General features: G+C 66.9%; 26 protein-coding genes, 2 tRNA genes and 1 pseudogene. 16 read left to right on the forward strand and 13 right to left on the reverse strand.

The annotated features are described in order from the left end of the window. The first annotated feature begins 15 nt into the window (after positions 1 to 15). Complete coding sequence (locus tag EVJ50_RS06915) at positions 16 to 369, forward strand: DUF3307 domain-containing protein (protein ID WP_225323126.1); 354 nt, start codon at positions 16 to 18, stop codon at positions 367 to 369. Here the strand turns inward: EVJ50_RS06915 and EVJ50_RS06920 are convergent. Both EVJ50_RS06920 and EVJ50_RS06925 read right to left on the reverse strand, forming a co-directional pair. Continuing rightward, positions 356 to 730: a ferredoxin gene (locus EVJ50_RS06920; RefSeq protein WP_150883148.1), complete on the reverse strand. Its 375-nt coding sequence runs from the start codon at positions 728 to 730 to the stop codon at positions 356 to 358. The genes EVJ50_RS06915 and EVJ50_RS06920 overlap by 14 nt on opposite strands. After that, positions 727 to 1944, reverse strand: a complete 1218-nt coding sequence (locus EVJ50_RS06925) for a 1-deoxy-D-xylulose-5-phosphate reductoisomerase (protein WP_150883150.1) — start codon at positions 1942 to 1944, stop codon at positions 727 to 729. Before EVJ50_RS06925 ends, EVJ50_RS06920 begins: the two co-directional genes overlap by 4 nt. 56 nt (positions 1945 to 2000) lie before the next feature. Here EVJ50_RS06925 and EVJ50_RS06930 point away from each other — a divergent pair, with 56 nt between their 5' ends. Together EVJ50_RS06930 and EVJ50_RS06935 are read left to right on the forward strand one after the other, a co-directional pair. Then, entirely contained in the window at positions 2001 to 3365 is a 1365-nt protein-coding gene (locus EVJ50_RS06930) for a sodium-dependent transporter (RefSeq protein ID WP_150883151.1), read from the forward strand. Positions 3366 to 3434: 69 nt separating this feature from the next. After that, complete coding sequence (locus EVJ50_RS06935; RefSeq protein WP_150883152.1) at positions 3435 to 3677, forward strand: hypothetical protein; 243 nt, start codon at positions 3435 to 3437, stop codon at positions 3675 to 3677. Between the two features lie 19 nt (positions 3678 to 3696). On the opposite strand, the pseudogene cysS reads toward EVJ50_RS06935, so the two are convergent. Then, positions 3697 to 5225 (reverse strand): annotated as a pseudogene (cysS, locus tag EVJ50_RS06940) (cysteine--tRNA ligase). Between the two features lie 77 nt (positions 5226 to 5302). Between cysS and EVJ50_RS06945 the strand changes: the two are divergent. Continuing rightward, complete coding sequence (locus tag EVJ50_RS06945; RefSeq protein WP_150883153.1) at positions 5303 to 6064, forward strand: YdcF family protein; 762 nt, start codon at positions 5303 to 5305, stop codon at positions 6062 to 6064. A gap of 28 nt (positions 6065 to 6092) precedes the next feature. On the opposite strand, the gene polA is transcribed toward EVJ50_RS06945, so the two are convergent. After that, entirely contained in the window at positions 6093 to 9080 is a 2988-nt protein-coding gene (gene polA, locus EVJ50_RS06950) for a DNA polymerase I (protein ID WP_225323127.1), read from the reverse strand. Between the two features lie 60 nt (positions 9081 to 9140). Between polA and EVJ50_RS06955 the strand changes: the two genes are divergently transcribed. Both EVJ50_RS06955 and EVJ50_RS06960 read left to right on the forward strand, forming a co-directional pair. Beyond that, positions 9141 to 9395: a hypothetical protein gene (locus tag EVJ50_RS06955; protein WP_150883154.1), complete on the forward strand. Its 255-nt coding sequence runs from the start codon at positions 9141 to 9143 to the stop codon at positions 9393 to 9395. After that, positions 9385 to 10644, forward strand: coding sequence for a cation:proton antiporter (locus EVJ50_RS06960; protein WP_150883155.1), 1260 nt, complete (start codon positions 9385 to 9387; stop codon positions 10642 to 10644). The genes EVJ50_RS06955 and EVJ50_RS06960 overlap by 11 nt, the downstream gene beginning before the upstream one ends. Before the next feature lie 24 nt (positions 10645 to 10668). Here EVJ50_RS06960 and gltX read toward each other — a convergent pair whose 3' ends face one another. The 6 genes from gltX to EVJ50_RS06990 form a co-directional block, all read right to left on the reverse strand. Beyond that, positions 10669 to 12108, reverse strand: coding sequence for a glutamate--tRNA ligase (gene gltX / locus EVJ50_RS06965; protein ID WP_225323128.1), 1440 nt, complete (start codon positions 12106 to 12108; stop codon positions 10669 to 10671). 18 nt (positions 12109 to 12126) lie between these two features. Then, positions 12127 to 12200, reverse strand: a tRNA-Asp gene (locus EVJ50_RS06970). Between the two features lie 178 nt (positions 12201 to 12378). Continuing rightward, positions 12379 to 12567: a hypothetical protein gene (locus EVJ50_RS06975; RefSeq protein ID WP_150883157.1), complete on the reverse strand. Its 189-nt coding sequence runs from the start codon at positions 12565 to 12567 to the stop codon at positions 12379 to 12381. Between the two features lie 35 nt (positions 12568 to 12602). Then, positions 12603 to 12675: transfer RNA gene (locus tag EVJ50_RS06980), tRNA-Trp, on the reverse strand. Positions 12676 to 12752: 77 nt separating this feature from the next. Next, complete coding sequence (gene rplS / locus EVJ50_RS06985) at positions 12753 to 13214, reverse strand: 50S ribosomal protein L19 (RefSeq protein ID WP_150883158.1); 462 nt, start codon at positions 13212 to 13214, stop codon at positions 12753 to 12755. A gap of 43 nt (positions 13215 to 13257) precedes the next feature. Next, positions 13258 to 13566, reverse strand: a complete 309-nt coding sequence (locus tag EVJ50_RS06990) for a PepSY domain-containing protein (RefSeq protein ID WP_150883159.1) — start codon at positions 13564 to 13566, stop codon at positions 13258 to 13260. A 97-nt stretch (positions 13567 to 13663) separates the two neighbouring features. Here EVJ50_RS06990 and map point away from each other — a divergent pair, with 97 nt between their 5' ends. Continuing rightward, the gene (gene map / locus EVJ50_RS06995; RefSeq protein ID WP_150884916.1) at positions 13664 to 14518 is read left to right on the forward strand and encodes a type I methionyl aminopeptidase; all 855 of its coding nucleotides are present in this window, start codon (positions 13664 to 13666) and stop codon (positions 14516 to 14518) included. Here the strand turns inward: map and EVJ50_RS07000 are convergent. Continuing rightward, positions 14484 to 15218 carry an NAD-dependent epimerase/dehydratase family protein gene (locus tag EVJ50_RS07000; protein ID WP_150883160.1) on the reverse strand — a complete coding sequence of 245 codons (735 nt, stop codon included), beginning with the start codon at positions 15216 to 15218 and terminating at the stop codon, positions 14484 to 14486. The two genes, map and EVJ50_RS07000, sit on opposite strands and share 35 nt — an antisense overlap. Positions 15219 to 15253: 35 nt before the next feature. On the opposite strand from EVJ50_RS07000, the gene ebsA reads away from it, so the two are divergent. From ebsA to EVJ50_RS07015, 3 genes are read left to right on the forward strand one after another with little or no spacing between them, the layout of a single operon-like run. Further along, positions 15254 to 15610, forward strand: a complete 357-nt coding sequence (ebsA, locus tag EVJ50_RS07005) for a type IV pilus biogenesis protein EbsA (RefSeq protein ID WP_150883161.1) — start codon at positions 15254 to 15256, stop codon at positions 15608 to 15610. Between the two features lie 31 nt (positions 15611 to 15641). Then, the gene (locus tag EVJ50_RS07010; protein WP_150883162.1) at positions 15642 to 16778 is read left to right on the forward strand and encodes a phosphotransacetylase family protein; all 1137 of its coding nucleotides are present in this window, start codon (positions 15642 to 15644) and stop codon (positions 16776 to 16778) included. A 55-nt stretch (positions 16779 to 16833) separates the two neighbouring features. Next, positions 16834 to 17346 (forward strand): DNA recombination-mediator protein A, encoded by a 513-nt coding sequence (locus EVJ50_RS07015; protein WP_150883163.1) that lies wholly within the window; start codon positions 16834 to 16836, stop codon positions 17344 to 17346. A 27-nt stretch (positions 17347 to 17373) separates the two neighbouring features. On the opposite strand, the gene EVJ50_RS07020 is transcribed toward EVJ50_RS07015, so the two are convergent. Then, positions 17374 to 17814 (reverse strand): NfeD family protein, encoded by a 441-nt coding sequence (locus EVJ50_RS07020; protein ID WP_150883164.1) that lies wholly within the window; start codon positions 17812 to 17814, stop codon positions 17374 to 17376. Between the two features lie 150 nt (positions 17815 to 17964). On the opposite strand from EVJ50_RS07020, the gene EVJ50_RS07025 reads away from it, so the two are divergent. Both EVJ50_RS07025 and EVJ50_RS07030 read left to right on the forward strand, forming a co-directional pair. Next, positions 17965 to 18921, forward strand: coding sequence for an SPFH domain-containing protein (locus tag EVJ50_RS07025; RefSeq protein ID WP_150883165.1), 957 nt, complete (start codon positions 17965 to 17967; stop codon positions 18919 to 18921). A 21-nt stretch (positions 18922 to 18942) separates the two neighbouring features. Further along, positions 18943 to 19407 carry a 6-carboxytetrahydropterin synthase gene (locus tag EVJ50_RS07030; protein ID WP_150883166.1) on the forward strand — a complete coding sequence of 155 codons (465 nt, stop codon included), beginning with the start codon at positions 18943 to 18945 and terminating at the stop codon, positions 19405 to 19407. 21 nt (positions 19408 to 19428) lie between these two features. Here EVJ50_RS07030 and EVJ50_RS07035 read toward each other — a convergent pair whose 3' ends face one another. Continuing rightward, positions 19429 to 19872, reverse strand: a complete 444-nt coding sequence (locus EVJ50_RS07035) for an MAPEG family protein (protein WP_150883167.1) — start codon at positions 19870 to 19872, stop codon at positions 19429 to 19431. A 97-nt stretch (positions 19873 to 19969) separates the two neighbouring features. Here EVJ50_RS07035 and EVJ50_RS07040 point away from each other — a divergent pair, with 97 nt between their 5' ends. The 4 genes from EVJ50_RS07040 (at position 19970) to EVJ50_RS07055 (ending at position 25013) form a co-directional block, all read left to right on the forward strand. Continuing rightward, positions 19970 to 20461, forward strand: coding sequence for a YajQ family cyclic di-GMP-binding protein (locus tag EVJ50_RS07040; RefSeq protein WP_150883168.1), 492 nt, complete (start codon positions 19970 to 19972; stop codon positions 20459 to 20461). Between the two features lie 77 nt (positions 20462 to 20538). After that, positions 20539 to 21849, forward strand: coding sequence for a tyrosine-type recombinase/integrase (locus tag EVJ50_RS07045; RefSeq protein WP_150883169.1), 1311 nt, complete (start codon positions 20539 to 20541; stop codon positions 21847 to 21849). A gap of 201 nt (positions 21850 to 22050) precedes the next feature. Further along, positions 22051 to 24006, forward strand: coding sequence for a hypothetical protein (locus EVJ50_RS07050; RefSeq protein ID WP_150883170.1), 1956 nt, complete (start codon positions 22051 to 22053; stop codon positions 24004 to 24006). 752 nt (positions 24007 to 24758) lie between these two features. Beyond that, positions 24759 to 25013, forward strand: a complete 255-nt coding sequence (locus tag EVJ50_RS07055) for a hypothetical protein (RefSeq protein WP_150883171.1) — start codon at positions 24759 to 24761, stop codon at positions 25011 to 25013. Positions 25014 to 25072: the final 59 nt, after the last annotated feature.

Here is a 25072-nt window from a genome sequence, read left to right on the forward strand (position 1 = left end):
GCTGACCTTCACGCCATGCAGGATCTCCCGCCGGCTCTCAGCCTGCTGCTCATGCTGGTGATGGGGCACTGGCTCGGGGATTTCGGTCTCCAGAGCGACCGCATGGCCCAGGAGAAGTGTCCCGGTTGCGGCCACACCCTCAGCTGGGGCTGGTGGATGGCGGCCCATGGGGGCATCCACGGCTTCCTGGTGGCCTGGATCTCGGGCGTGGCCTGGCTGGGGATCCTCGAATGGGGGGTCCACATGCTGATCGACATCGGCAAGTGCCGGCGTCTGTATCGGATGGTGGGCGATCAGTCGCTGCACATGAGCTGCAAGCTGCTCTGGGTGCTGCTGGCCGGCGTCACCGGCTCGATCACACCGGGTTGACGGCCGATTCGCTCCAGGGGGTCTGAGCGAGCAGGAACTCCGTCACGGGGCGTCCACCGATGACGTGCTCGTGGATGATGCGCTCCATCCGCTCGGGGGTCACACCTCCGTACCAGTGGCCGTCCGGCCAGATCAGCAGCACCGGCCCATCGCGGCAGACCCGCAGGCAGTCCACCTTGCTGCGAAGCACACGCCCCTCGGGACGGTCCGCCTTCTCCAGGCCGAGGTCGCGCACCAGTTGCTTGAGCCGCGCCCAGCTGCGGGCCCCCTCGGCGGGATCGCAGCAGGCGGCGTTGGTTGGGGTGGCACAGAGCAGCAGGTGACAGGCCACCCCCGTGGCGCGGAGATCGGCAGGGTTCATGCGGCCAGAAGCGGAGCGGCGGCCTCACGCACCGCCCGGCGGGCCCAGCGGTCCACCGCGAGGATGCCGTCCAGGTCGGGCGCAGCCATCAGGTCACTGCGGTGGCGGTCACAGGCGGCCTCGATCAGGCGCGGGATGTCGAGGAAGGCCACCTGCTCCTCCAGGAACAGGGCCACCGCCTGTTCATTGGCCGCGTTGAGCACCGCCGGCATGCTGCCGCCGGCCCGGCCGGCGGCATAGGCCAGCTCCATGCACGGGTACTTCTCCCGATCCGGCAGGCGGAAACTGAGCTGGCCGAGCCGGGCGAGATCGAGCCGCGGCCATGGGGTGGCGATGCGCTCTGGCCAGCTCATGGCGTAGAGGATCGGCAGTTTCATGTCCGGCCAGCCCAGCTGGGCCAGCACCGAGGAATCCTCCAGCTCCACCATCGAATGGATGATGCTCTGGGGGTGGATCACGATCTCGATCGCGTCGTACGAGACCCCGAACAGGTAGTGCGCCTCGATCACCTCCAGGCCCTTGTTCATCAGGGTGGCCGAGTCCACCGTGATCTTGCGGCCCATGCTCCAGTTGGGATGGCTGGTGGCATCGGCCACCGTCGCCCGGGCCAGGTCGGCGGCCGGCCAGTCGCGGAAGGCGCCGCCGGAGGCCGTGAGCTGGATGCGGCGCAGTCCCGGCGTCGGCTGGCCGGTGGAGAGGCGGGCGGTGTCCGGCCAGGGGGTGCCCTGCAGGCACTGGAAGATGGCCGAGTGCTCCGAATCGGCGGGCAGCAGCCGGCTGCCGCTGGCCTGCAGGGCGGGCAGCACCACCGGCGCGGCGGCGATCAGGGTCTCCTTGTTGGCCAGCGCCAGGTCCTTGCCGGCCCGGATCGCGGCCAGGGTGGGCATCAGACCGGCACAGCCGACGATTCCCGTCACCACCAGATCGGCGCTGGACCAGGCGGCGACAGCCTCCAGACCCTCGGCGCCGGCCAGCAGCAGCGGCCGGTGCCCCGCCGGGTCCCGAGCCACCTGATCGCGCAGCGCGCCCAGCAGGTCGGGATCCGCCACCGCCACCACCTCGGGCCGGTGGCGACGAATCTGCTCCGCAAGCAGGCCGAGGTTGCGGCCGGCGCTGAGCGCCACCACGCGGAAGCGCTCGGGGAATTCCTCGACGATCTGCAGGGTCTGCGTGCCGATGGAGCCAGTGGACCCCAGCACGCTGATGGCTTTCATGGCCGCCCGGTTGCAGGGGCCCTAGTCTCCCACCTCCATTCGGCCCCCGGCGCGCCATGCCCCAGCCCCACCTGGAGTCTGCGGCCAAGCCGGGACGGGGACGGGAACGCTGGGGGTCCGGGTTCGGCTTCGTGCTGGCCGCGGCCGGCAGTGCCGTCGGACTCGGCAACCTCTGGGGCTTCGCTTACCGGGCCTCCCAGGGAGGCGGCGGAGCCTTCGTGCTGCTGTACCTGCTGATCGTGCTGGCGGTGTGCCTGCCGGTGCTGATCGCCGAGATGGTACTGGGTCGCAGCACCCGGCACAGCCCGCTGCTGGCGCCGATCACCGCCGGTGGCGCCCGCTGGGCCTGGCTGGGCTGGCTCTTCCAGCTGGCGGCCTGCGGCATCCTGGCGTTCTACGCGGTTCTGATGGGCTGGACGGGCCGGACCCTCCTCCATGCCCTGCTCAGCGGCCTGCCCCGGAGCATCGAGGAGGCCGAGGGGTTCTTCGAGGCGATCAGCGGCGGCGGCGGCGCCCTGCTCGGCCAGCTGCTCAGCCTGGTGCTCACCGCCCTCGTGGTGGCCGGTGGCGTGCGCCGGGGCATCGAACGCCTGTCCCGCTGGGTGATGCCCCTGCTCTTCCTGCTGCTGCTGGTGCTCGCCGGCTGGGCCGCGACCCTTCCCGATGCCACGGCGGGCTACCGGGAATTCCTGCTGAGCTGGGATGCCGCGAAGCTGCTGGACCCATCCACGATCCGGAACGCCTTCAGCCAGGCCTTCTTCTCGATCGGGACCGGGATCGGATGCATCCTGGCCTACGCCGCCTACCTGGACCAGCGCAGCCCCCTGCCGCGGGAGGCCGTGGCGGTGGTGGCGATGGACACGCTGGTGGGCCTGATGGCCGGACTGGTGACCTTTCCGGTGGTGATGAGCTTCGGGCTGGCCAAGCTCGTGAGCGCCAGCACGGTGGGCACCCTCTTCATCGCCCTCCCCACCGGCATGGCCTCCCTCGGTGATGGGGGCCGCTGGGTCGCCGTCGCCTTCTTCAGCCTCGCCTACATGGCCGCCATCACCTCTTCGGTGTCGCTGCTGGAGGTTCCCGTGGCCTCCCTGATGGACCGGCTGGGGTGGACCCGACCGAGGGCGGTGTGGCTCTCCAGCGCCGCGATCTTCGTGGCGGGGGTCCCCTCGGCCCTGAACATCAGCGTGCTGGGCCGGATGGACGCGGTCTTCGGCGGCGTGATGCTGATCGCTGGCGGACTGGCCCTGGCGGTGCTGCTGGGCTGGATCGACCCGCAGCGCTTCGAGGCGGATCTGGAGGGTTCCGGCAGCCCCGCCGGCCTGCGGCGCTGGCTGCTGCGGGTGCTGCGCTGGCTGTCGCCCCCCTGCATCGCCCTGGGCCTGATCTTCTCGCTGCTGGACCTCGTGCGCGACTGGAGCTGATCCGCCCCCTGGCGGCAGCCGCCGGTTCGCCAGGATCCCCGGCGGTCCTCCCCTGCTCGATCCCGAACCATGGCCTGGTGGCAACGCTGGAATTTCATCGCCCGCGCCCGACTCGAGCGGGAGGTCTGGGACGCGTTCGAGCGCGGCGAGGATCTGGAGGGCCGGCTGGAGGCCATCCGGGAGGAGGCCGGAATGGACCCGGGCCAGCGGCTGCGCCTCGATGTCTGGACCACGACGCTGCCACGGGTGCGGCGGATCGAGGGAATGATGCAGGGCCAGACCCGTCGCCCTGAACCGCCATCGGACGCTTGATGCGACAGGGAGGCGTTGGTCAGCGCCGCAGCCAGTCGGTGCGACCGCCGGCCTTGTCGACCAGTTCGATGCCCTGCTCGCGCAGTTCAGCCCGGATGCGATCCGCTTCGGCGTAGTTGCGGGCCGCCTTGGCCTCGGCTCGCGCCGCGATGGCCGCAAGGATCGCCGCCTCAGCCTCGCCGGGCTCGTCCTCAGGCGCCTGCACCGATGTCCGCTCGGATGCCGAGGACGCGCTCAGACCCAGGACTCCCGCCAGCTCCACCAGCAATCGCCAGGACTCCTCCAGTGCCTCGGGGCGCTCCTGACCGGTGAGCACCTCAGCAGCGGCCTCGCCCCGCTCAAGACGTCGCGCGATCGCCTTGAGCGGTCGGGCCAGATCGAACAGCACCGCCAGGGCCCCGGAGGTGTTGAGGTCGTCGTCCATGGCCGCGAGGAAGCGGCCACGCACGTCGCCCGACGCGCCGCCAGCCTCCGGGGCCGGAGGAGCGACAGCCCGGCGGGTGGTGACGGGCTCCGGCACGGCGTCCGTCCAGCCGAGAGCCGCACCGAAGCGCGCACCGAGCGCGAGCGCGTCACGCAGACCGGCCCAGCCCGTGGCGGCGGCATCCAGGGCCGCCTGGGTGAAATCGAGCGGTTTGCGGTAATGCGCCTGGAGCACGAACAACCGCAGGGTCATCGGGCTTACGCCGGACTCCAGCAGGGCGCGGATGGTGGTGAAGTTGCCGAGCGACTTGCTCATCTTCTCGCCCCCCACATTCACCATGCCGTTGTGCAGCCAGTAGCGGGCCAGCGGCTGGCCGGTGGCCGCCTCGGACTGGGCGATCTCGTTTTCATGGTGCGGGAAGACCAGATCCGCCCCCCCAGGTGGATGTCGATGCTGTCTCCGAGCTCCTGCCGGACCATGGCCGAACACTCGATGTGCCAGCCCGGCCGTCCCGGCCCCCAGGGGGAGGGATAGCTCGGTTCACCGGGCTTGGCGGCTTTCCAGAGGGCGAAATCGAAGGGATGCCGCTTGCGGGCGTCCTCTCCGTCCCCGACACGGCCGCTGGCGCCCTCCTGCTGCTCCTTCAGATCGCGTTGGCTGAGCTTGCCGTAGTCCGGCCGCCCGCTGACGGCGAAGTACACGTCCCCCTCGCTGCTGTAGGCCGCCCCTTTCTGCTGCAGTTCCGTGATCAGCTCCCGGATCGGGTCCAGGCAGGCGGTGGCCCGGGGCATCCGATCGGCCCGCAGGATGTTGAGCGCATCCATGTCGGTGAAGAAGGCCGCGATGTTGCGTTCACTCACCGTCTGCATCGACACCTGCTCCTCGGCGGCGCGGCGGAGGATCTTGTCGTCGATGTCGGTGAAGTTCTGAACGAACGTCACCGCATAGCCCCGCCAGATCAGATAGCGGCGCAGCACATCCCAGACGAGGTAGCTGCGGGCATGCCCCAGATGGCAGAGGTCGTAGACCGTGACCCCGCAGCAGTAGAGGCTGACCGCCCCGGGCCGGAGGGGCTCGAACGGCTCCTGACGGCGGGTGAGGGTGTTGGTGAGCCGGAGGGACAAGGCGCTTGGCGGGCGACGCGGGGCCAGCATGGTGACAGCCAGACCAATCTCGCGCGCGGCCTGGAGACCCCACAGCCATGACCTACTGGCTCAGCAAGGTGCTGCCGCTGCTCGTGCTGCCGCTGGGCCTGGTGCTCTGGCTGCTGCTGGCAGGCTGGATCAGCGGCCGTCGCTGGCCCGTGCTGCTGGCCCTGGTGCTGCTCTGGATCAGCTCCACTCCGATCGTGGCTCAGGGGCTCTGGCGCTGGCTGGAGAAGCCCTGGCTACGCCGGCAGGCCGATGCCGCCCCCCGCGCCGAGGCGATCGTGGTGCTCAGCGGCGGCCGCCATCCGGCGCCCGGATCGGCCCGGCTGAAGGAGTGGCACGATCCCGACCGCTTCCTGGCGGGGCTGAATCTCTGGCGGGCCGGCCGGGCGCCGCGGCTGATCTTCACCGGAGGGGTGAGTCCCTTCCAGCCGGGCATGCCCAGCGAAGGCTCGCTCTACCGGGAGGAAGCCACGGATCTGGGCATCCCCTCCGGTGCGATCGCGGTCACCGGAGCGGTGCTCAACACCGCCGATGAGGCCCGGGCGGTGGCCCGCCTGGTGCCCGGGGCCGGCGACGACGCACCGCGAATCCTCCTGGTCACCAGCGCCTTCCACATGCGCCGCGCCCAGCGACTGTTCGAACGCCAGGGGCTGGCCGTGGAGCCCTTCCCGGTGGACTTCCAGGCCAGGGGCCTCTGGGCCGGCTCTCTCTGGCGGGATCCGCTGGTCTGGATTCCGAGCGCCCGCGGGCTGGACGGCACCAGCCGGGCCCTGCGGGAGCTGATGGGCCGGCTGGTGCACCGGACCTGGTGAGGCTCGCGCGGCCCGCCTGGGACACAGCTCATTTGGCGTCCATCCAGCTGGCGCCGAGTCCCGTCTCCACCACCAGGGGCACGCTGAGACGCACCGCCTCCTCCATCGTGCGGCGCACCAGTGGCACCACGACCTCCACCGCCTCCGGCTGCACCTCCAGCACCAGTTCGTCGTGCACCTGCAGCAGCAGGCGGGCCGGCAGATCGCGCTCCAGCAGCTGCCGCTGCAGGGCCACCATCGCCAGCTTGATGATGTCGGCGCTGGACCCCTGGATCGGGGCATTGGCCGCCGCCCGCAGCTGCTGGGCTTCGAGCCCGCCCCGCCGGGCCATGGCCAGATCGATCTCCATCGGGTCATGGCCCAGCCAGCGCCCAAGACCGGAGCGGTTGAAGGCGAAGGGGCGCCGCCGGCCGAGGATCGTCTCCACCCAGCCGCGGCTGAGGGCCAGCCGCTCCTGCAGTTCGAGAAAGAGGAACACCTGCGGATAGCGCTCGCGGTAGCGCTGCAGAAACTGGCGGGCCTCGCTCTGGGAGACACCGGTCTGGCGGGCGAACCGCTGGGCGCCCATGCCGTAGATCACGCCGAAGTTGATCGTCTTGCCCAGCCGGCGCTCCGCCTCGCTGACCTGATCGCGGTCCAGCAGCAGCCGGGCGGTGAGGGCATGCACGTCCTCACCGCTGCGGTAGGCCTCCTGCAGCAGGGGTTCGCCCGAGAGGTGGGCCAGGATGCGCAGCTCGATCTGGGAGTAGTCGGCGCTGAGCAGCTGCCAGCCCTCCTGGGGCAGGAAGGCGCGGCGGATGCGCCGGCTGAACTCGGTGCGGACCGGAATGTTCTGCAGGTTGGGGTTGCTGCTGCTGAGGCGACCGGTGGCGGTGACGGCCTGGTTGAAATCGGTGTGCACCCGGCCGGTCTCGGGCTCCACCAGGGCCGGCAGGGCATCCACGTAGGTGCTCAGCAGCTTGCTGAGGGTGCGGTGCTCCAGCACGAGCGGCACCACGGGATGGTCCTCCTCCAGCCGCTCGAGCACGGCGGCATCCGTGCTCCAGCCGGTCTTGGTGCGCCGGGATTTGCGGCGATCCAGCCCCAGCGTGTCGAACAGCAGCTCCCCCAGCTGCTTCGGGGAGGCCAGGTTGAAGTCGGTTCCGGCAGCCGCCCGGGCCCGGCTCTGCAGATCCTCGAGGGTGGCGTGCCACTCCCCGGCGAGGCCTTCGAGGTAGGGCACATCGATGCGGATGCCGGTGGCCTCCATGGCCGCCAGCACGGGCTCCAGGGGCAGCTCCACCCCGTCGAGCAGCGCGGGGAGGGGCTCACCCATGCCCGTGAGCTCCTGCCGCAGCAGCAGAGCCAGGCGGCGGGTGAGGTGCACATCCATCGCGCAGTAGCGCGCCGCCTCATCGACGGGAACATCGGCGAAGGTCTGACCCTTGCCCACCAGATCCGTGTAAGCGGTGGGCCGGAAGCCGAATCGCCCCTCCGCCATGGCCTCCAGGCTGTGGCGAGCGGTGGCGTCGCGCAGATAGTCGGCCAGCAGGGTGTCCATCACCACGCCGCCGAGGGCCAGGCCATGCCGCAGCAGGATCAGTCGGTCGTACTTGGCGTTCTGCAGGGCCTTGGGATGGGCTGTGCTGGCCAGCCAGGGCGCCAGGGCCGTGAGCACCTGCTCAAGCGGCAGCTGCTCGCCCGTCTCGTGGTGGCCCACGGGCACGTAGGCCAGCTCACCCGGCTGATCTCCCCAGCAGAACCCCAGCCCCACCAGTTCGGCGCGGAAGGGGTTGAGGTCGGTGGTCTCGGTGTCGAAGGCCACCGGAGCGGCGGGATCGGTGCACGCCGTGAGCCGCCGCACCAGCGTCTCCAATGCCGTGGTGGTTGTGATCCGCTCCGGTTCCAGCTCCGGCGCCGCGGCGGCTTCCGGGAGCGCCGGGGAGGCGTCCTCGTCGGGAGTCTGCAGAGCGTCGTCGGGAACCGGCGCAGGGCCCTTCCCTGTCCTCCCTGGGCTGGCCGCCGCTGTCTGGGCCTGCCCGCTGGAGAACAGCTCCGAGAAGCGGTCCAGCTGACGGGCCAGGCTGTTGAGCTCCAGGCCCCTGAGGCGCTCCTCAAGCGCGTCCCGCTGCACCTGACCCAGGGTCCAGCCGGCCGGCTCCGGCAGGGGCACATCGGTGCGGATCCGGGCCAGAAGCCGTGAGCGGTAGGCCTGCTCCCGGTCGCGGCTCAGCTTCCCCTTGAGGGCCCCCTTGATCACACCTTTGCTGGCCTTGTCCCCCTCCAGGCCGTCGAGAGCGGCATAGACCGCATCGAGATCACCGTTCTCGCCCAGCAGGGCGACCGCGGTCTTGGGGCCCACGCCCCGAACACCCGGGATGTTGTCGGAGCTGTCGCCGGTGAGGGCCTTGAGGTCCACCACGTCGCCGGGCGCCACCCCGAGCTTGCCCACCACGCCCTCGGCGGTGATCAGGGTGGGCTTGCCGCTGCGGGCGTTGGGGCCGCCGCCCATGTAGAGCACCGCGATGTCGCGGCGGTCATCCACCAGCTGGAACAGGTCGCGGTCGCCGGAGAGGATCCGCACCGCCCAGCCCTGGCCGGCCGCCCGCTCGGCCAGAGTGCCGAGCACGTCATCGGCCTCATAGCCCACCGCACTGCAGAGGGAGATCTCCAGCTGCTCCTTCAGGATCGACTGCAGGTTCGCCAGATCCGAGAAGAAGATCTCCGGCGCCTCCTCCCGGTGGGCCTTGTAGGCCGGATCGGCCTCGTGGCGGAAGGTGGGTTCGCCGGTGTCGAAGGCGATGGTCACCCCGCGCGGCCGCAGGCCGTCGCAGGTGTCGAGAAGGGCCTTGAGAAAGCCGTAGGTGACGCTCGTGGGCACCCCCTCACGGGTGGCCAACCCCCCCGCGCCACCCTTGGCGAAGGCATAGAAGCTGCGGAAGGCCAGCGAATGGCCATCCACCAGAAGCAGCAGCGGTTTCTCGGCCATGGGGTCAGCCTGCCAGAGGCCGCCGCGCAGGCTGGGCCAGCCGGCCATGGTCACAGCCGGGGGGTATCCGGCATCCTGTGCATTCCTTCCGGCCAGCAGGGTTTCAGCATGTCCCGCACGCCCCGCCGCTATTCGGTGCACCTACACCTCGCCGGAGGACAGCGGGAGACAGTGCATTTCCCCGACCTCGCCTCCTTTCAGGACTGGTACCAGAACGTGCTCAACGGTCCGGGCACCGAGAGCGGCAACCCGTTCGTGAACGTGCCCATCGCCGATCTCGATGGCGAGTATCTGGTGGTGCGCGTCCACAGCGTCATCGGTCTGCGGGTGGAGCCGCAGTTCTCAGCCGTCGATGACACCTGAACGCCTGGGCCTGCTCTGGGGCATCACCGTCTTTGCGGGATCCTCCGCCCGGCTGCTGGCGGTGCTCACCGGCCTGCCGGGAGTGGTGCTGCTGCTGATCTCGGGCCTGCTGATCGGCAGGGCCGGCCTGAATCTGGTGGAGCCGCTGGATCTGGGGGTGGGCCTGGAGGTGGTGGTGGGTCTGCTGGTCAGCCTCGTCCTCTTCGACGGTGGCCTGAACCTGCGCCTGCCCGGAACCACGATCAAGGCGGTGGTGCTGCGCATCGTGCTGGTGCGTCTCGCCCTCTCGCTGCTGGCCGGCGGCCTGGCCGCCCACTGGCTCGCCGGGCTGAGCTGGCCCCTGGCCGCCGTCTACAGCGCCATCGTGCTGGCCACCGGCCCCACCGTGGTCACACCGCTGGTGCAGCAGATGAATCTTCGGCCGCCCCTGGGGGACGTGCTGGAGGGCGAGGGGTTGGTGCTCGAGCCGGTGGGGGCTGTGCTGGCTCTGGTGCTGGTGGAGCGGCTTCTCGGTGATCTGCACAGCTGGCAGGATCTCGCCGTGAGCCTGCTGAGCCGGCTGGGAGGTGGCGTGCTGGCCGGCGCCCTCGCGGGTCTGCTGCTGGCTGAAGCGCTCAGGCGGCTGAAGCCGGACCCCGCCACCGGTCTGCGCCTGCAGCTGACGCTGGGGATGCTGTTCCTGATGTTCGGGCTGTGCGAGTGGTTGCTGCCGGAATCCGGGCTGCCGGCATCGGTCACAGCGGGTGTGGTGGTGGCACGGCGCGCCTCCACCGCCGCTGAGCAACTCGATGATGTGGTGCGGCAGCTGGCCCGTCTGGCGATCACGATGCTGTTCCCGCTGCTGGCCGCGGACGTGTCCTGGGCCGAGCTGAGTCCCCTGGGCTGGGGAGGTCTGGCCTGCGTGCTGCTGCTGATGCTGGTGGTGCGGCCGCTCTCGATCCTGCTCGCCACCCTTGGCCTGCCGCTGGAGGCCAACCAGAAACTGCTGCTGGCCTGGCTGGCGCCCCGGGGGATCGTGACCGCCGCCGTGGCCTCCCTGTTCGCCATCAGACTGGAGCAGGAGGGCGTGCTGGGCGCAGGCCGGCTGCAGGGGCTGGTCTTCCTCACCATCCTCCTCACCGTGGGGCTTCAGGGGCTCACGGCCCGCCCGATGGCGGGAGCGCTCGATCTTGTGGCGAGCAACAGCGAAGCGGACGACACCTCAGCCGCCCTGACCCCGGAACTGAGCGCCGACCCGCTGAAAGCCTGAGGCGTGTCGGCCCGTGCGGCGGGCCTAGAGCCCGCGCTGCAGGCGAGGGATGTCCTCCCCGACCCGGGCCAGCAGGCCCCAGGTGGTGAGCAGGTCGGGACCCTGGAGACTGCCGAGGAGAACGGCCCTGAGCGTCTTCATCACCACGCCCTTCTTGACCTCGGCGCCGCTGGCGGCCGAAGCGATGAGCTCCTGGGCCCGGGCGGGGTCCTGCCCGTCCCAGGGGTCGGCATCGAGGGCCTCCAGCAGGAGCGTCAGGACAGGCCGGGCGCCGGGCACCTCAAGCTGGGCGCGCGCTCCCTCATCGAGCTCGGGACGCTCGAAGAACGGGCGGGCCTGATCGACACCGTCCTCCAGCAGGGTGAGGGACGGCCCCAGCAGGGCGCAGAGATCGCGGCACCAGTCGGGTTCTCCAGTCCAGCCGCAACCGCTCCAGAGCGGAGTGAGGGACTCCTGCAGCGCCTCGACCGGCAGGTCGTGCAGGACCTGGGCATTGAGCCAGCGCAGCTTGTCCCAGTCGAAACGGGCGCCGGCCTTGTTGACCCGTTCAAGGTCGAATGCGGCAGCGGCCTGATCGAGGCTGAAGCGCTCGCCGAGATCCTCGGGCGGCGACCAGCCGAGCAGGGTCATGTAGTTCGCCAGGGCGGCGCTGGTGTACCCCATCTCACGGAAATCGCTGAGGGAGGTGACGCCGTCACGCTTGGAGAGCTTGCGACCCTCGCGGTTGAGGATCAGGGGCGTATGGGCGAAGCGGGGGACCGGCAGGCCGAGCGCTTCGTAGAGCAACAGCTGCTTGGCGGTGTTGGCGATGTGATCCTCGCCGCGGATCACGTGGGTGATGGCCATGAAGGCGTCGTCCACCACCACCACGAGGTTGTAGAGGGGATCACCGACGGAGTCCGCGGGTGCCCGCCGGGCCAGCACCATGTCACCGCCGAGGTCCGCACCCCGCCACTCCATCGCACCGCGCACCATGTCGTGCCAGCGCACGACAACGTCGTCATCGATACGGAAGCGGATCACCGGTTGGCGCCCCTCGGCGATGAACGCCTGCTCCTGCGACGGGCTGAGGTCGCGATGCCGGTTGTCGTACCGGGGGGCCTGACCCGACTGTCGCTGCGCCTCGCGCATGGCGTCCAGCTCGGCCTCGCTGGCGTAGCAGCGGTAAGCGTGACCCCGGTCGAGCAGCGTCTGAATCGCGGCCACGTGCTCGGCACGACGCTCGCTCTGCAGCAGCGGCTCCTCATCCCAGTCAAGACCCAGCCAGCGGAGACCGCTGAGGATGTTCTCGGTGTATTCGGGGCGCGAACGCTCACGATCCGTGTCCTCGATCCGGATCAGGAAACGCCCGTTGGCGTGGCGGGCAAAGAGCCAGTTGAAGACCGCCGTGCGCGCGGTGCCGATGTGAAGGGTTCCTGTCGGGCTGGGCGCCAGCCGGACCCGAGGCGGCGGAGCGGACGACACGCTGCTGGGAGTGAGGTACGGGACCGACGGGGCTCGAACCCGCAACTTCCGCCGTGACAGGGCGGTGCTCTAACCAATTGAACTACGGTCCCAGAGGTAATTCAGGAGATTCGGTCGCTGCCGGAATCTGGAATCCTGAGTCTGAACGAGAGTGGCCTGCCGTGTGGGACGGACCGCCTTCGTTCGTTTCTGGCATCGCTGAAGCGATGGAAAGAAGTATCCGGTGCTGAGTGGCCGGCCGTCAACCGATCGGCCACGTTCAGTGAGGAATCAGGGCCGGAACCCGGCAGGCTCGATCAGACGAACCTGATTGCCCCGTGCCGTGAATTCACGCCCCTGGTCGCTCTGAACCACGACGCGGCCGCCGGATTTCACACGGATGACCCGGGCCCGCACCCAGCCGAGGGCGGCCGACTCAAGCACCTTGACGACATCACCGGGCTGGAGATCCAGATCCATGACGAAACGACGAAACGACGGAAGGGGTCATCGAGCGCGCCGTGGAGGACTTGAACCCCCGACATCAGGTTTTGGAGACCTGCGTTCTACCAACTGAACTAACGGCGCATCGTGGATGACCCCGGATCCCGAAGAATGGCCTCGGGACCGTTGACAAAGATGACGAGAAGACCGGAACCGTTGGTTCAGCGGTCGAAGCGTTGCTTCACGCGTGTGGCTTTGCCGACACGGTCGCGAAGATAGAACAGCTTTGCCCGGCGCACTTTACCGCGCCGCTCAACCTTGATTGATGCCACCTGAGGACTGTGAAGCATGAAGACACGCTCCACGCCGACCCCCTGGAAGATGCGGCGCACGGTGATCGTCTCGTTCAATCCACCGTGGCGCTTGGCGATGACAACACCCTCATAGGGCTGAACCCGCTGCTTGTTGCCTTCGCTGATGCGCACGCCGACGCGCACCGTGTCGCCCACGTAGATCTCCGGGATGGCGTCAGCGCTCTTGCGCTGCCCATCCTCAAAGGAGCGGATCAGCTGCTCGGCGCTCAGACGCGCCGGCGCGGCGACCGCAGCGGGCGTGGCCTCTGTCGTGGCGGCTGGCTCCGGGCTCGTCCCGGTTCCGGCGGTGTCTTTGGATTCGGCTGCCATCCCTGCGGTGCGGATTCACGGGGCAAACGAAGAGTGTAAACGACTACCCCTCTGTGCCCCCTGCCGGCCGCCTGAAGCGACGCAGCAGCCGCTCGGCCAGCATCCCGGCGCCGGTGACCAGCATCCAGAGCAGTCCCAGGCCGTTCAGCAGCACGACGAGGGGCTCCAGGGACGGCCCCAGCCACTCCGCCTCGTGAACGGCCATCAGCCAATGCACCTGATCCCGGCTGAAGCCTCCCCAGTCCCGCAGGACCCGGTAGCTGACACCGCTGAGGGCGGTGATCAGCAAGGGCGCCAGCACGAACGGGGCCAGCGCGGCATGAATCTGCCTGAGCCGGATCACGAGCTTCATCGGAGGGGTGGACAACCCACAGCTCCCGCTGCGGCGATCACCGATTCAGCATTGATAGCTTGAGCCACCAGCGGTCGCCGCCCCACCAGAGCCCATGATGAACCTCTTCGCCGAGCTGGTGGCCAGCAGCCAGGCCACCAGGGGCAGCAGCGGTCCCACCATTAAGAAGTCCCGCCGGGGGGTGGAGGTCAAGTCCGCCCGCGAGATCGAGATCATGAGCCGGGCCAGCCGCATCGTGGCCACCGTGCTCAGGGAGGTGATCGAGATGGCCGCGCCCGGCATGACCACCGCCGACCTCGACCGCCATGCCGAACGGCGGATCCGGGAGATGGGCGCGGAGCCCAGCTTCAAGGGCTATCACGGGTTCCCGGCCAGCATCTGCGCCAGCATCAATCATGAAGTGGTGCACGGCATTCCCAGTGCCAAGCGGGTGATCCGCACCGGCGACCTGCTCAAGGTCGATACAGGCGCCTTCTACGAGGGCTATCACGGTGACAGCTGCGTCACCATCTGCGTCGGCGAGACCGATCCGGAGGCGATGAGGCTCTCACGGGTGGCCCAGGAGTCCCTGATGGCCGGGCTGTCCAAGATCCGGGCCGGAAACACCCTGCTCGACATCGCCGGTGCTGTGCAGGACCGGGTCGAGGCGGACGGCTTCTCGGTGGTGGAGGACTACACCGGCCATGGAGTGGGGCGGAATCTGCACGAGGAACCTTCGGTCTTCAACTTCCGCACCCGCGACCTGCCGAACGTGACGCTGCGTGCGGGCATGACCCTGGCGGTGGAGCCGATCCTCAACGCCGGCAGCAAGAGCTGCCGCACCCTGCGCGACCGCTGGACGGTGGTGACCGTGGACGGCAGCCTGTCGGCCCAGTGGGAGCACACGATCGCCGTCACCAGCGACGGCTGCGTGATCCTCACCGATCGGGATGCTCTGCCGGCGGCCGGCTGAACAGGACGAAATAGGTGGCCCGCACCAGCTCGCTCAGGGGCAGCAGCAGCCAGGTCAGCGGGTTCGGGGTCACCACGATCCACGGCAGCGGCCAGGAGGCCTGGTTCAGGATCCGGGCCGCCACGAATCCCGGGGTCATCACCCCGATCGGGTTCAGCGAGGAGCGGAACGGTCCCAGCACCAGGGTCCGCAGCCGCACGCCACAGCGGCGGGCATCGGGGCGGCGCAGGCTGACCAGCTGCCCGATCAACCGCTTGCTGATCTCGTAGAGCGGACTCAGGGCCGGAAGCACCTCCGCCTCCGATGTGTTCACCCACACCTCGGTAGGCCCGGAGCGAGCGACATCGCTGTTGTCGAGGCGGCCTTCGAGCACCAGTTCCAGCAGACGCCAGCCGCTGAGGGCATTGATCTCGAGCGAGCGCCGCACCGCATCGGCGGAGCGCTCGCCATGCACGTTGAGACCGTGGTTGATCACCAGCAGGTCCACATCCTCCAGCTGCGGCAGCAGCGCCGCCTCCTCGCCGCAGCGCCAGGAGCACCAGCGGATCCCGCCCCCCTCAGCGGTCGCCGGGATGGGACCGCTCGTGAGAGCCAGCACCGACCAGCCCGCGGTGAGAAAGCGCTCGCAAAGGGCCTGCCCCAGGGCGCCGGAGGCTCCGGTGATGGCAACGCGGGCCGCATCTGGCCGAGGGGCAGACATGGTGCAATCGTGTGAAGGATTTGTCAGCCTCCCCCATGTCTGCCCAGCCTGCTGCGGCGAAGGTGGCGCTCTTCTCCCCATATCTGGGGGGCATCAGCCGGCAGCAGGCCCTGGCCTCCGCCCTGACCACCCTCGGTGAGGGTGCTGCGGAGGGGGAGCGACCGGTGGAGGATCGGGAGGGGCACCGCTTCCGCCTGAGCTGGCAGGCGGGGCTGGCGCCACTGGAGCCGGTCGAGTGCGAGCTGGTGTTTCCCGGGCTGCCCGATGTGCGCTACAGCTTCACCGTGGCCTGTTATGAGCTCGTGGGCTGGCTGATGGACTGGCACGACCAGCCGGAGCCCCGGGATCTGCCGCAGCGGTTCTGGCAGTGGCTCATCCTGGGCTCCACCTAGATTGCGGGCCCTCGCATCGGCCGGCGCCGGCATGAGCAAGACCCTGCTGATCGGATCCTGCCGTTCCTTCAGCGGGAAATCGGCCCTGGTGCTGGGCCTCTCCCGCCTCCTCAGCGAGCGGGGCATCAGCGTCAGCTTCGGCAAACCGCTGGCCACGAGCCTCGAACGGGAGGGGCAGGACAAGCAGGACGCGACCTCTGCGGGAGGCGCGTCGAGCGGAGGAGCGGGACCGGCATGGCCGGATCCTCTGATCGACGACGATGTGCGCTTCGTCGGGGAGACCCTGGAGCTCCCGCCCGAGCGGCTGATCCCCTCCCTGGAGGTGCTGGCGCCCTCCACCGCCCATGCCCGCCTGCTGGAGGGCGAGCTCCATGCCAGCAGCACGGTGGAGCAGTTCCGCTCCCATCTGGATCACGCGACCAGCGATCTGGTGATCCTGGAAGCGGCCGGCAGCCTCAGCGAAGGCCTCCTCTACGGCCTGAGCCTGGTGCAGCTGGCCGAGGGGCTGGACGCTCCGGTGATCCTCGTGCACCTCTGGCACGACAGCCGCAGCGTCGACGACCTCCTGGAGGCCAGACAGGAACTGGGAGAACGGCTGCTGGGTGTGGTGCTCAACGCCGTGACGCCCGAAGACGTTCCCCGGCTGGAGAAGGAGGTGAGCCCGGCGCTGGAGCGCCTGGGCCTGCCGGTGTACGGCGTGATGCCCCGCTCGCCCCTGCTGCGCAGCGTCACCGTGGCGGAACTCGCGCGTCGGCTCGGTGCGGAGGTGGTCTGCTGCCGCGACCGGCTCGATCTGTTGGTGGAGACCCTGAGCATCGGGGCCATGAACGTGAATTCGGCGATGGAGTTCTTCCGCAAGCGCCGCAACATGGCGGTGGTGACCGGAGCGGATCGCACCGACATCCAGCTGGCGGCCCTGGAGGCCTCCACCCAGTGCCTGATCCTCACAGGGGTCGGCGATCCGCTGCCGCCGCTCGTGAGTCGGGCCGAGGAACTCGAGGTGCCCCTGCTGCGGGTCGAGCAGGACACCCTCACCACCGTCGAGGTGATCGAGCAGGCCTTCGGCCATGTGCGCCTGCACGAGGCCGTGAAAGCCACCTACGCCTTCCGACTGGTGGAACAGCATTGCCGCTTCGAGCCGCTGTTGAACCACCTCGGTCTGGGCTGACCACGGAGTTCAGGCTGAACGCTGCTAGTTTTCCAACCAACATGGTGGTCAGCGTGTGACCCGGTCTCTGGATTTGCCGGCTCTGGACCGGATCGACACCCTGGCCCAGGAACTGGCCCTGCTACAGGATCAGGGCAAGCGCCGCATCGCCATCCTCGGCAGCCGCCATGTGCCGGTGGTGGCGATTCACCTGGTGGAACTCGTGGCTAGAGCCCTGGCTCAGGAGGGTCACAGCCTGATCACATCCGGTGCCCAGGGCGTGAACGCGGCCGTGATCCGCGGCGTCATGGCGATCGACCCCTCCCTGCTCACCGTGCTGCTCCCCCAGAGCATCGAGCGCCAGCCGGCAGAGATCCGTGAACGGCTGGAGGGCGTGCTGCATCTCGTGGAGAAACCGGAGCACGACGAACTGCCGTTGCCCATGGCCAGCAGCCTCTGCAATCAGGAGATCATCAGCCGCTGCGATCAGCTGATCTGCTACGCCTTCCACGACAGCGAAACGCTCCTGGCCAGCTGCCGATCCGCCGAGGACATGGGCAAGGTGGTGACGCTGATGTTCTTCGACTGACAGGCGGCTTCCGTGTCAGCCGCGGTCTCAGTCGTTCTCGTGCAGGGCCTGCTCCGGCATCACCTGCAGGTGGGTGCCATCACGGCCCATGACGATCACCCGCATACCCGGCACGAGCGCATCGTCCGCACCGAGCGCTGTGGCGGCCCAGCTCTGGCCGTGCCAGCGCACCCGGCCCTCACCCTGCTGGTCGAAGGGACTGAGCACCACCGCACCCGCCTCGTGGGCATGCAGCTGATGGGTGCTGGGGGATCGCTGGCGTGACCAGCGCCACATCCACACGCCTCCAGCCAGAAGGCTGGCAAAGAAGATGAGCGCCTGCAGCCAGGTGGGAATGGGTGTGAGGGCACTCATCAGCGAGACCACCAGCGCACCCATGGCCCCCACCAGAAGGCCGTCGAAACCTGGCGCCAGCACCTCGAGCAGCAGCAGCGCACCGCCCAGCATCAACCAGATCAGCGGCACCATCGCCGTCGCGCCCTGCGGTGACTTCCCCCAATGTGATCCAAACGACCGCGGCCTGCAGCCGGCGCCGGGGGAATCGCCATGGCTCGTCACCGACCGGGAGGCTGCCCGCGGCAGTCATCGCCCCTAGCGTGACCATGAAATCGGCCACGCATGGAAACGCTTCTCGGGCTGCCCGCTCTCGTGATCCTGGCCCTGATGGGCAGCAGCAGCATCAAGATCACCAGCGGAGGGCGCTCGCGTCTGGTCGAGCGCCTGGGGCGATACGACCGGGAGCTCCGGCCCGGCCTTTCGCTGGTGGTGCCCATGGTGGAGCGGGTGGTGAGCCATGAATCGATGAAGGAGCGGGTGCTCGACATCCCACCCCAGCAGTGCATCACCCGCGACAACGTCTCGATCGAGGTGGACGCGGTGGTGTACTGGCAGCTGCTGGAGCACTCCCGCGCGTACTACGCCGTGGACAACCTGCAGGCCGCGATGGTGAATCTGGTGCTGACCCAGATCCGCGCCGAGATGGGCAAGCTCGACCTGGACCAGACCTTCACCACCCGAAACGAGGTGAACGAGGTGCTGCTGCGGGAGCTGGATCAGGCCACCGATCCCTGGGGTGTGAAGGTGACCCGGGTGGAGATGCGCGACATCGTTCCCTCCGCCGGTGTGCAGCAGGCCATGGAGCAGCAGATGACGGCCGAACGGGAGAAGCGGGCGGCGGTGCTGCGGTCCGAAGGGGAGAAGGAGGCCCAGATCAACGAGGCCCGGGGGCGGGCCGAAGCGCTGGTGCTCGATGCGAAGGCGAAGCAGGAAGCCCTGCTGCTGGAGGCCGATGCCCAGGCCAAGCAGCAGGAGGTTCTGGCCACAGCCAAGGCTCATGCCGCCCAGGTGATCGCCGAGACCCTGGAGAACAGTCCCCGGGCCTCCGAGGCCCTGAGGCTGATGCTGGCCCGCGACTGGATCAGCATGGGCGAGGGCATGGCCCAGGCACCCGGTGGCAGCGTGCTGATGGTGGATCCCCAGAGCCCCGCCTCCCTCCTCACCGCCCTGCGCGGCATGCAGGAGCCGGGAGGCGGCACCGGCGGATCCTCAGGACACCTGGGCCCTCTGGGCCGTTGAGCCGCAGCAGGACCTGCCGCGATGCATGAATCGAGCAAGCGCTTCGATGGGTTCCCCTGCTCGCATCGCCAGTGGCGCCATCCGGGCCACTGCCGGTTCGTGCACGGCTACAGCCGCTCCTTCTGCTTCTGGTTCCGGGCCACCCGGCTGGATGACTGCGGCTTCGTGGTGGATTTCTCCTCGCTCAAGGCCCTGCGGCGGCAGCTGGAGGAGCAGTTCGATCACACCTTTCTGGTGAACCGCGACGACCCGCTGCTGCACGACTGGCAGCGGCTGGGGCAACTGGGCGCCCTCGATCTGCGCGTCATGGACAACGTGAGCATGGAGGCCACGGCGGAACTGATCTGGGGCTGGGCCAACGCCCTGCTGCTGGAGCGGGACGGTGGCCGCACCTGCTGCTGGAAGACCGAAGCCCGCGAGAACGAGCGAAACGCCGCCCTCTTCACCAGCCTCCCCGACTGGTTCAGACAGGGCGCTTCGGACTGACGAGGCCCCGCCCGCTCCGGTTCAGAGCAGCCCGCGCAGGCCGCTCCTATACAGGATCAGGCTGCAGAGCAGAGCGGCCGCCCAGCAGAGGCTGCGCACGGGGGCCAGCCCGGCCACGTAGGCGGCCAGATAGAGCAGCCTCAGCAGTGGATGCAACAGGGCCGCGGCGACGGTGGTGATCCCGGCCTGCGCCGGGGAATGCAGGCTTGCCACGAGCATCAGCAGGCAGGCCGGAGCATGGAGCCCGAAGGCTTCAAAACCGTTCTGCTGGGCCCAGCTGGCCCGCTTGCCCCACATCGGCAGGCGCTCGAACATGGCACGGGGGGCCCCCAGATCCTCGATCTGAAAGTCGGCCCTGGAGCGGGCCGCACCGAGGGGCACAAGAGCCACCAGCACCACGGCAGCGCTCAGCATCAGGGAGAGGGCATAGGGCGCCGTGGGCGAGTGCAGCAGGTCAGACGTCATCGGAGGGGTCGCTTCGAAAGCGGTGAAGCCGCAGGGATTGGGCTGAAGCGTCCTTTTCTAGGCTGGAGAGTGATCTGCGCGGGCGCTCCACTCCTCCATGGCTGACAGCTTCTCCTTTGATGTGGTCTCGGATTTCGACCGGCAGGAGCTGGTCAATGCCGTGGATCAGGTGCGCCGTGAAGTGGGCCAGCGCTACGACCTCAAGGATTCCGCCAGCGAACTGGACCTCCAGGAGAACGAGCTGACCATCACCACGGCCAGCGAGATGACCCTTCAGGCCGTGACCGATGTGCTGCGCCAGAAGGCGACCAAGCGCAATCTGTCGCTGAAGATCTTCGATTTTCAGACGCCCGAGAGCGTCGGCGGCAACCGCCTGCGCCAGCAGGTGAAACTCCGCCGCGGCCTGAGCCAGGAGCTGGCCAAGAAGCTGAGCAAGACCGTGCGAGACAACGTCAAGAAGGTCACCGTTGCCATCCAGGGCGAGAGCCTGCGTGTCACCAGCAAGAGCAAGAACGACCTACAGCAGGTCATCACCCTGCTCAAGGCCGAGGAGCTGGAGGTGCCGCTTCAGTTCGAGAACTACCGCTGAAGCAGCAGTCAGAGCCTGAGATCAAGGCCCCATCTGCAGTTTGGGCCTAGCGTTGGTACTAGCAACTGGTACTAGCAATGGGCCAGACAGAGCCAAACAGGAGGAGGCGATCCAAGGGATCCGGAAGCCATCGCACGACCTACCTCACGACAAGGCCTGGCCGGCACGGGTTCTACTTCCAGAGGTCCGTGCCAGCGGATGTACAGGCAGCTCTGGGGAGAAAGCTCTGGAAGCGGAAGGCGGGCAACACGCCTCAGGAAGCAAGACAGCAAGCAGCCCTGCTCCTCGCAGAGACCGAACGAGAGATCGCCGTGGCCAGAGGGGAGCTGACGCTCTCCGAGCAAGAGCAAATCGACACTCTGTGGGGCTGGAGGACCCCTCAGGCCTTGCTCTCAGCCGCAGCGGCAGACAAGGAGGAAGCAAAGGCAGAGGGCGTTGACGTCTGTGGGTTTGAGGAGCTGGGCCCTGATGAGCTGTGGCCACGCTTGCCGGAGGAGGAGCAGTACAGGCTCTGGAGGCGGCTCCAAGGGCGCCTGAAAGGCGATCAAGAAGGTGTGGTGGGCAGAACCACCGAAGAGCTGCTGGAGCTGGTCACAAGGCTGAAGAAGCCAGCCAGAACGACCGTTGGGGAGTGGCGGAGGCACCTTGACGCCTTGCTGAAATGCTGCGGGAAGACGCTCCCAACGTCACTTGAGAGGCCTGACGCGCAGAAATACAGGGATCACCTGCTCGACACGGTCTCTGGAGGGACCGCAAAGACAAGGCTCAATTACCTGAGCGGCCTGTGGAACCTGATGGTTGAGGAGGGGTGGGTCACCTCAAACGTCTTCAGCGGCCTATCCAAGAGGATTCGCGCGGAACGAGTCCGCAAGGAGCCCTTCGACGTCCAGGCGATTGACAGGAAGGTGGGCCGTTTGCCGAAGAGAGAACAACTCCTCTACTGGATCATGCGCTGGACTGGTTCTCACGTGTCAGAGGCTGCGGGGCTACGAGCCAAGGACATCAGCCTGGACGAGAGTGTCATTCATTTCGCCTCTCACTCCAGACGACCCTTGAAGACTGGATACCGAGAGCGCGAGATTCCGATCCATCCCAGCCTCATGGTTCAGCTTGAGATGCTCCTTGGCGGAGCAGAAGGTGAGACATTTCTCTTCCCTTGGGCAGAGGATGAACGCACGGGCCGCTGGGGAGCCAACAGGCCTTGGCAGAGAAAGATTGGCATCAGCCCCAAGGCACTGCGAGACTCCGTAGCGACTCAGCTGCGAGATGCTGACGTGAATGAACGAGTTGTCGGAGCCATCTTGGGTCACACACCCAAGAACAGCACAGGAGTCTACGGGACAGTAACTCACGAGGCAATGAAGCGTGCGATCTGCATGTTGAAGTAAGCGGCAAGCGTCGCCCCAGGGAGAGGTGAAGCCCAGAAGACAACTGGGGTACGGCTTGTGCTGCCTTGAAACGTGAGTGATGAGAGGGGGTGCGGTCGCCTCAGGCTGGCAGGGGATTGCTTCCAGATGTGATCGTCTCGCAGAAGCAACCATAGAAAAGAAGGAAGAAGACACTCAGATCAACATCAACAACAATTTCCCATGAAGAACATCAAAGCCGACATCGAGGGACTGGCGGGTCTGACGGCTGACGCCACCAAGCGTTTCCTGCGTCAATGGAACGAGCTGGCTCCCCTCCACGAGACATTCATCGAAAGGCTGGCCACCACCTACGCCACCCAGCTCCTGGGGGACACCCCAAGCCGGGAGATCTGGGCAGCACAGCCGGGTCTGGGCAAGACCACAACGTTGAGATTCTTCCTGCTGGAGACCATCAAGGGGTGGAGGACAGGCGAGATCCCCAAGGACCGGGGAATCATGGTCTGCTCCAATCAGGTAACCGAGCTGGAAGACCATGTCCTCTTCCTTCAGGATCAGCTGGGGGAAGCCGTCGTCCCTGAGATCGGCCTGTACCACACGAAGACGGAGGTCAAGGGCTTCCAGCCCAGGGTGGAGCGCGTGAGCTACGACGCTCTCAGCCAGTACCCCATCGTCTTCTGCACCCAGAGTCTCCTCAGGAGGAAGGGAACGTCACTCCATCACAGGCGATCCAACGCCGAGAGCCAGATCAGTGATCTTTGCTTCTACGGAGGCCAGGTCCGGCTGCTCTGCTGGGACGAGGAGGCCATTGCGACAAGCGCAACGCATCTCAGTCTCTCAATGCTCCGGATCTTCCGAGAAAGGCATGGGCAGCTACCTTTGGAAAGCCTGGATGTGCTCGTTGATCGGGTCCTTGACCCATTTCTCGCGAAGGTCAAGGCAGCGTCCTTGGACAGCTCCAAGCCATCCACAATGGTCAGCGTGCCCGAGCTGGAGGCGTATCCATCAGGAAGGGACAGGCACGATGTAGAGAAGGTGCTCTCATCTGAGAAGTGCAAGAAGAAGTACGGCGATGACGTCGTGAAGCACGCCAAGGTACTAGCACAATGGTCAGGCCAGTCAGGGTTGATTCGGTTCCTGACCAACAACGCAACCGATAGCTCCGAGGAACTGGTGATGAAGCATGTCGTCGAGGTGCCTGATGCACTGGACCGAGCAGTGGTGACTGATGCCTCGGCGTTGACGAGTCGGCTGATCCAGCTCGATCCCAGCCTGCAGCCAAGCCCCTTCATCAGGGAGTACGGCAAACAGCTGAAGCGGTACGACAACCTGACCCTCTACGTCATGCGGAGGGCTGCCGGGAAGAGTCGTTTCCTTGAAGGAGATGAGATCTCCCCTGAGTGGAGAGGGCTGGCCAAGGAGGTCATCCCAAAGATTCGGGATCACTCACCAGCAGGCGACTGCCTTGTCGTGACCTTCCGGGGCTCAGGCAAGGACTCCGACGGATGCAGGAACACAAGACACATCCACCAGGCTCTGGAGTCATCTGGGATCAGCACAGAGGGCATCCACTACACGACCTACGGGAAGCACAAGGCCACCAACGAGTACCGAGACTGCACATCAGTCGTCTTGCTCGGGACGTACCACTACGACGAGCGAGTGGTCTCGTCGCTGGCACGGGCCCAGACACGGACTCCGGAGAAGCAGGTGGCTGACTACACGACCAGAGAGATCCTCAACTCGCAGACAGCTGCGGACATCCAGCAGGCCCTTTCAAGAGGGATGTGCCGGTCAGTGATGAAGGCTGCAGACATCATTCAGGCCAAACCAATGGTCGGGTTTGTGGCACTCAGCTCTCGGGAGCAACACGGCGTCCTAGAGCTGCTCGAAGAAGCCTTCCCAGGCATCCGAATCCTGGACTACGAGACCCTGAGACCAATCAGCTTGGTAGACACCATGTCAACGACGGAACTGACGGCACGATGCCTGGCAGACCACCTCCACTCGTTGCCACCTGCAACAAGCCGGAAGCGAGCATCCGTCCGGGTCGAGGTAGAACGGCTGACTGAGAGATCAGTGACACCCAAGATCTGGAGAGATGCTGAGAAGCGAGTCGTCTCCAAGAAGATGGCCAGAGACTGGAAGATAAAGGGACACAGCTGGACCAACTGCTGAGGTCGTGATCGAAGGAGGCATTGACTGAGAGGGCTTCATGATGGACCCACACCATCACCAGCTCTGAGACAGCAGCTCAGGGTGGGCCCTACATCATCATCAGTCTAAAACTGCCCTGTCTGTAGAAGAAGAATCCTGTACGGACAGGGCGATTTTGGGAGGAGGGAGACTGGCTTAGATCAGTTGAGATCAGTTGAGGTCAGTTGTGGTCAGCTGTGGTCAGTTGTGGTCAGTTGGAGTCTGTTGGGAGACACCCACTCCGCTTCGCTCCATGGGTGTCTCTCTACATTGTGGTCTTTGGGGTTGAAGACCCAGTGAAAGACGTTGGCGGCCGCTGGGTCTTGAACAGGGTCGTTTTCTCTCATCTGTTCGCATTGTCAGGGATCTTCCTGATCAAGCTTGCTCACTCATCTGTGCTTTCAGAAGCGGGAGGTCGTTTTCAAGGAGGTCATCCATCACCCCTTGCACCAGATGAAGGTCATTCCGAAGATCCATGGCCAGATCTCTCATGGAGTCCTCTGACTCCTCGTCCAGATCATGATCGTCGAAATGCTCAACCCTGGTTTGAGCTACGGATCTGGCCTGGTCGAGCCGGTGGATGATGGCCGGGCAGGCAAAGCTCCTCTGTCTGGTGAGCGGCAGTGATAGGCAAGGAGTCGTCAGCTCTGATGGATAAGGATGACTCTGGGAAACAAGCGGCCCAGGCGAGAGTTGTCCTGTGATCACTGGCTAGGACTGGACAGATTTGCATCATGGTCATCCCAGGGAATCAGCTCGGCGAGCTTGATCCAGCGATTGTCGCCAGAAGACTTACCGCCACGTGGCAGGAAGAAATCCTCAAACGAGAGCTGATGACGATGCTCACGCCTGTACATGTGGAAAACCATAGGCAGCTTTTCGGCCGGAATGCGCCGAATGGCAAACACTTTACTGCTACAGGCTCCTCAGACTCGTTGTGGCGCAGCTGTTCCGGCCTTTCTCAGGAAGCCCTACTTGGAGAAGCCTGAGGGCAGGAAGATCCTTCCGCTCTGCCCTCAAGCATTCTGCAAAGGCTCTCTTGAGCCCA

Source organism: Synechococcus sp. RSCCF101 (assembly GCF_008807075.1).
In the GTDB taxonomy this organism is placed as follows: Bacteria; Cyanobacteriota; Cyanobacteriia; order PCC-6307; family Cyanobiaceae; genus RSCCF101.

Bases quoted from the DNA above. Each gene is read 5' to 3' on its own strand.
- EVJ50_RS06915 (WP_225323126.1), top strand. From the start codon at position 16: ATGCAGGATCTCCCGCCGGCTCTCAGCCTGCTGCTCATGCTGGTGATG.
- EVJ50_RS06920 (WP_150883148.1), bottom strand. From the start codon at position 730: ATGAACCCTGCCGATCTCCGCGCCACGGGGGTGGCCTGTCACCTGCTG.
- EVJ50_RS06925 (WP_150883150.1), bottom strand. From the start codon at position 1,944: ATGAAAGCCATCAGCGTGCTGGGGTCCACTGGCTCCATCGGCACGCAG.
- EVJ50_RS06930 (WP_150883151.1), top strand. From the start codon at position 2,001: ATGCCCCAGCCCCACCTGGAGTCTGCGGCCAAGCCGGGACGGGGACGG.
- EVJ50_RS06935 (WP_150883152.1), top strand. From the start codon at position 3,435: ATGGCCTGGTGGCAACGCTGGAATTTCATCGCCCGCGCCCGACTCGAG.
- EVJ50_RS06945 (WP_150883153.1), top strand. From the start codon at position 5,303: ATGACCTACTGGCTCAGCAAGGTGCTGCCGCTGCTCGTGCTGCCGCTG.
- polA (WP_225323127.1), bottom strand. From the start codon at position 9,080: ATGGCCGGCTGGCCCAGCCTGCGCGGCGGCCTCTGGCAGGCTGACCCC.
- EVJ50_RS06955 (WP_150883154.1), top strand. From the start codon at position 9,141: ATGTCCCGCACGCCCCGCCGCTATTCGGTGCACCTACACCTCGCCGGA.
- EVJ50_RS06960 (WP_150883155.1), top strand. From the start codon at position 9,385: ATGACACCTGAACGCCTGGGCCTGCTCTGGGGCATCACCGTCTTTGCG.
- EVJ50_RS06975 (WP_150883157.1), bottom strand. From the start codon at position 12,567: ATGGATCTGGATCTCCAGCCCGGTGATGTCGTCAAGGTGCTTGAGTCG.
- rplS (WP_150883158.1), bottom strand. From the start codon at position 13,214: ATGGCAGCCGAATCCAAAGACACCGCCGGAACCGGGACGAGCCCGGAG.
- EVJ50_RS06990 (WP_150883159.1), bottom strand. From the start codon at position 13,566: ATGAAGCTCGTGATCCGGCTCAGGCAGATTCATGCCGCGCTGGCCCCG.
- map (WP_150884916.1), top strand. From the start codon at position 13,664: ATGAACCTCTTCGCCGAGCTGGTGGCCAGCAGCCAGGCCACCAGGGGC.
- EVJ50_RS07000 (WP_150883160.1), bottom strand. From the start codon at position 15,218: ATGTCTGCCCCTCGGCCAGATGCGGCCCGCGTTGCCATCACCGGAGCC.
- ebsA (WP_150883161.1), top strand. From the start codon at position 15,254: ATGTCTGCCCAGCCTGCTGCGGCGAAGGTGGCGCTCTTCTCCCCATAT.
- EVJ50_RS07010 (WP_150883162.1), top strand. From the start codon at position 15,642: ATGAGCAAGACCCTGCTGATCGGATCCTGCCGTTCCTTCAGCGGGAAA.
- EVJ50_RS07020 (WP_150883164.1), bottom strand. From the start codon at position 17,814: ATGGTGCCGCTGATCTGGTTGATGCTGGGCGGTGCGCTGCTGCTGCTC.
- EVJ50_RS07025 (WP_150883165.1), top strand. From the start codon at position 17,965: ATGGAAACGCTTCTCGGGCTGCCCGCTCTCGTGATCCTGGCCCTGATG.
- EVJ50_RS07030 (WP_150883166.1), top strand. From the start codon at position 18,943: ATGCATGAATCGAGCAAGCGCTTCGATGGGTTCCCCTGCTCGCATCGC.
- EVJ50_RS07035 (WP_150883167.1), bottom strand. From the start codon at position 19,872: ATGACGTCTGACCTGCTGCACTCGCCCACGGCGCCCTATGCCCTCTCC.
- EVJ50_RS07040 (WP_150883168.1), top strand. From the start codon at position 19,970: ATGGCTGACAGCTTCTCCTTTGATGTGGTCTCGGATTTCGACCGGCAG.
- EVJ50_RS07045 (WP_150883169.1), top strand. From the start codon at position 20,539: ATGGGCCAGACAGAGCCAAACAGGAGGAGGCGATCCAAGGGATCCGGA.
- EVJ50_RS07050 (WP_150883170.1), top strand. From the start codon at position 22,051: ATGAAGAACATCAAAGCCGACATCGAGGGACTGGCGGGTCTGACGGCT.
- EVJ50_RS07055 (WP_150883171.1), top strand. From the start codon at position 24,759: ATGGTCATCCCAGGGAATCAGCTCGGCGAGCTTGATCCAGCGATTGTC.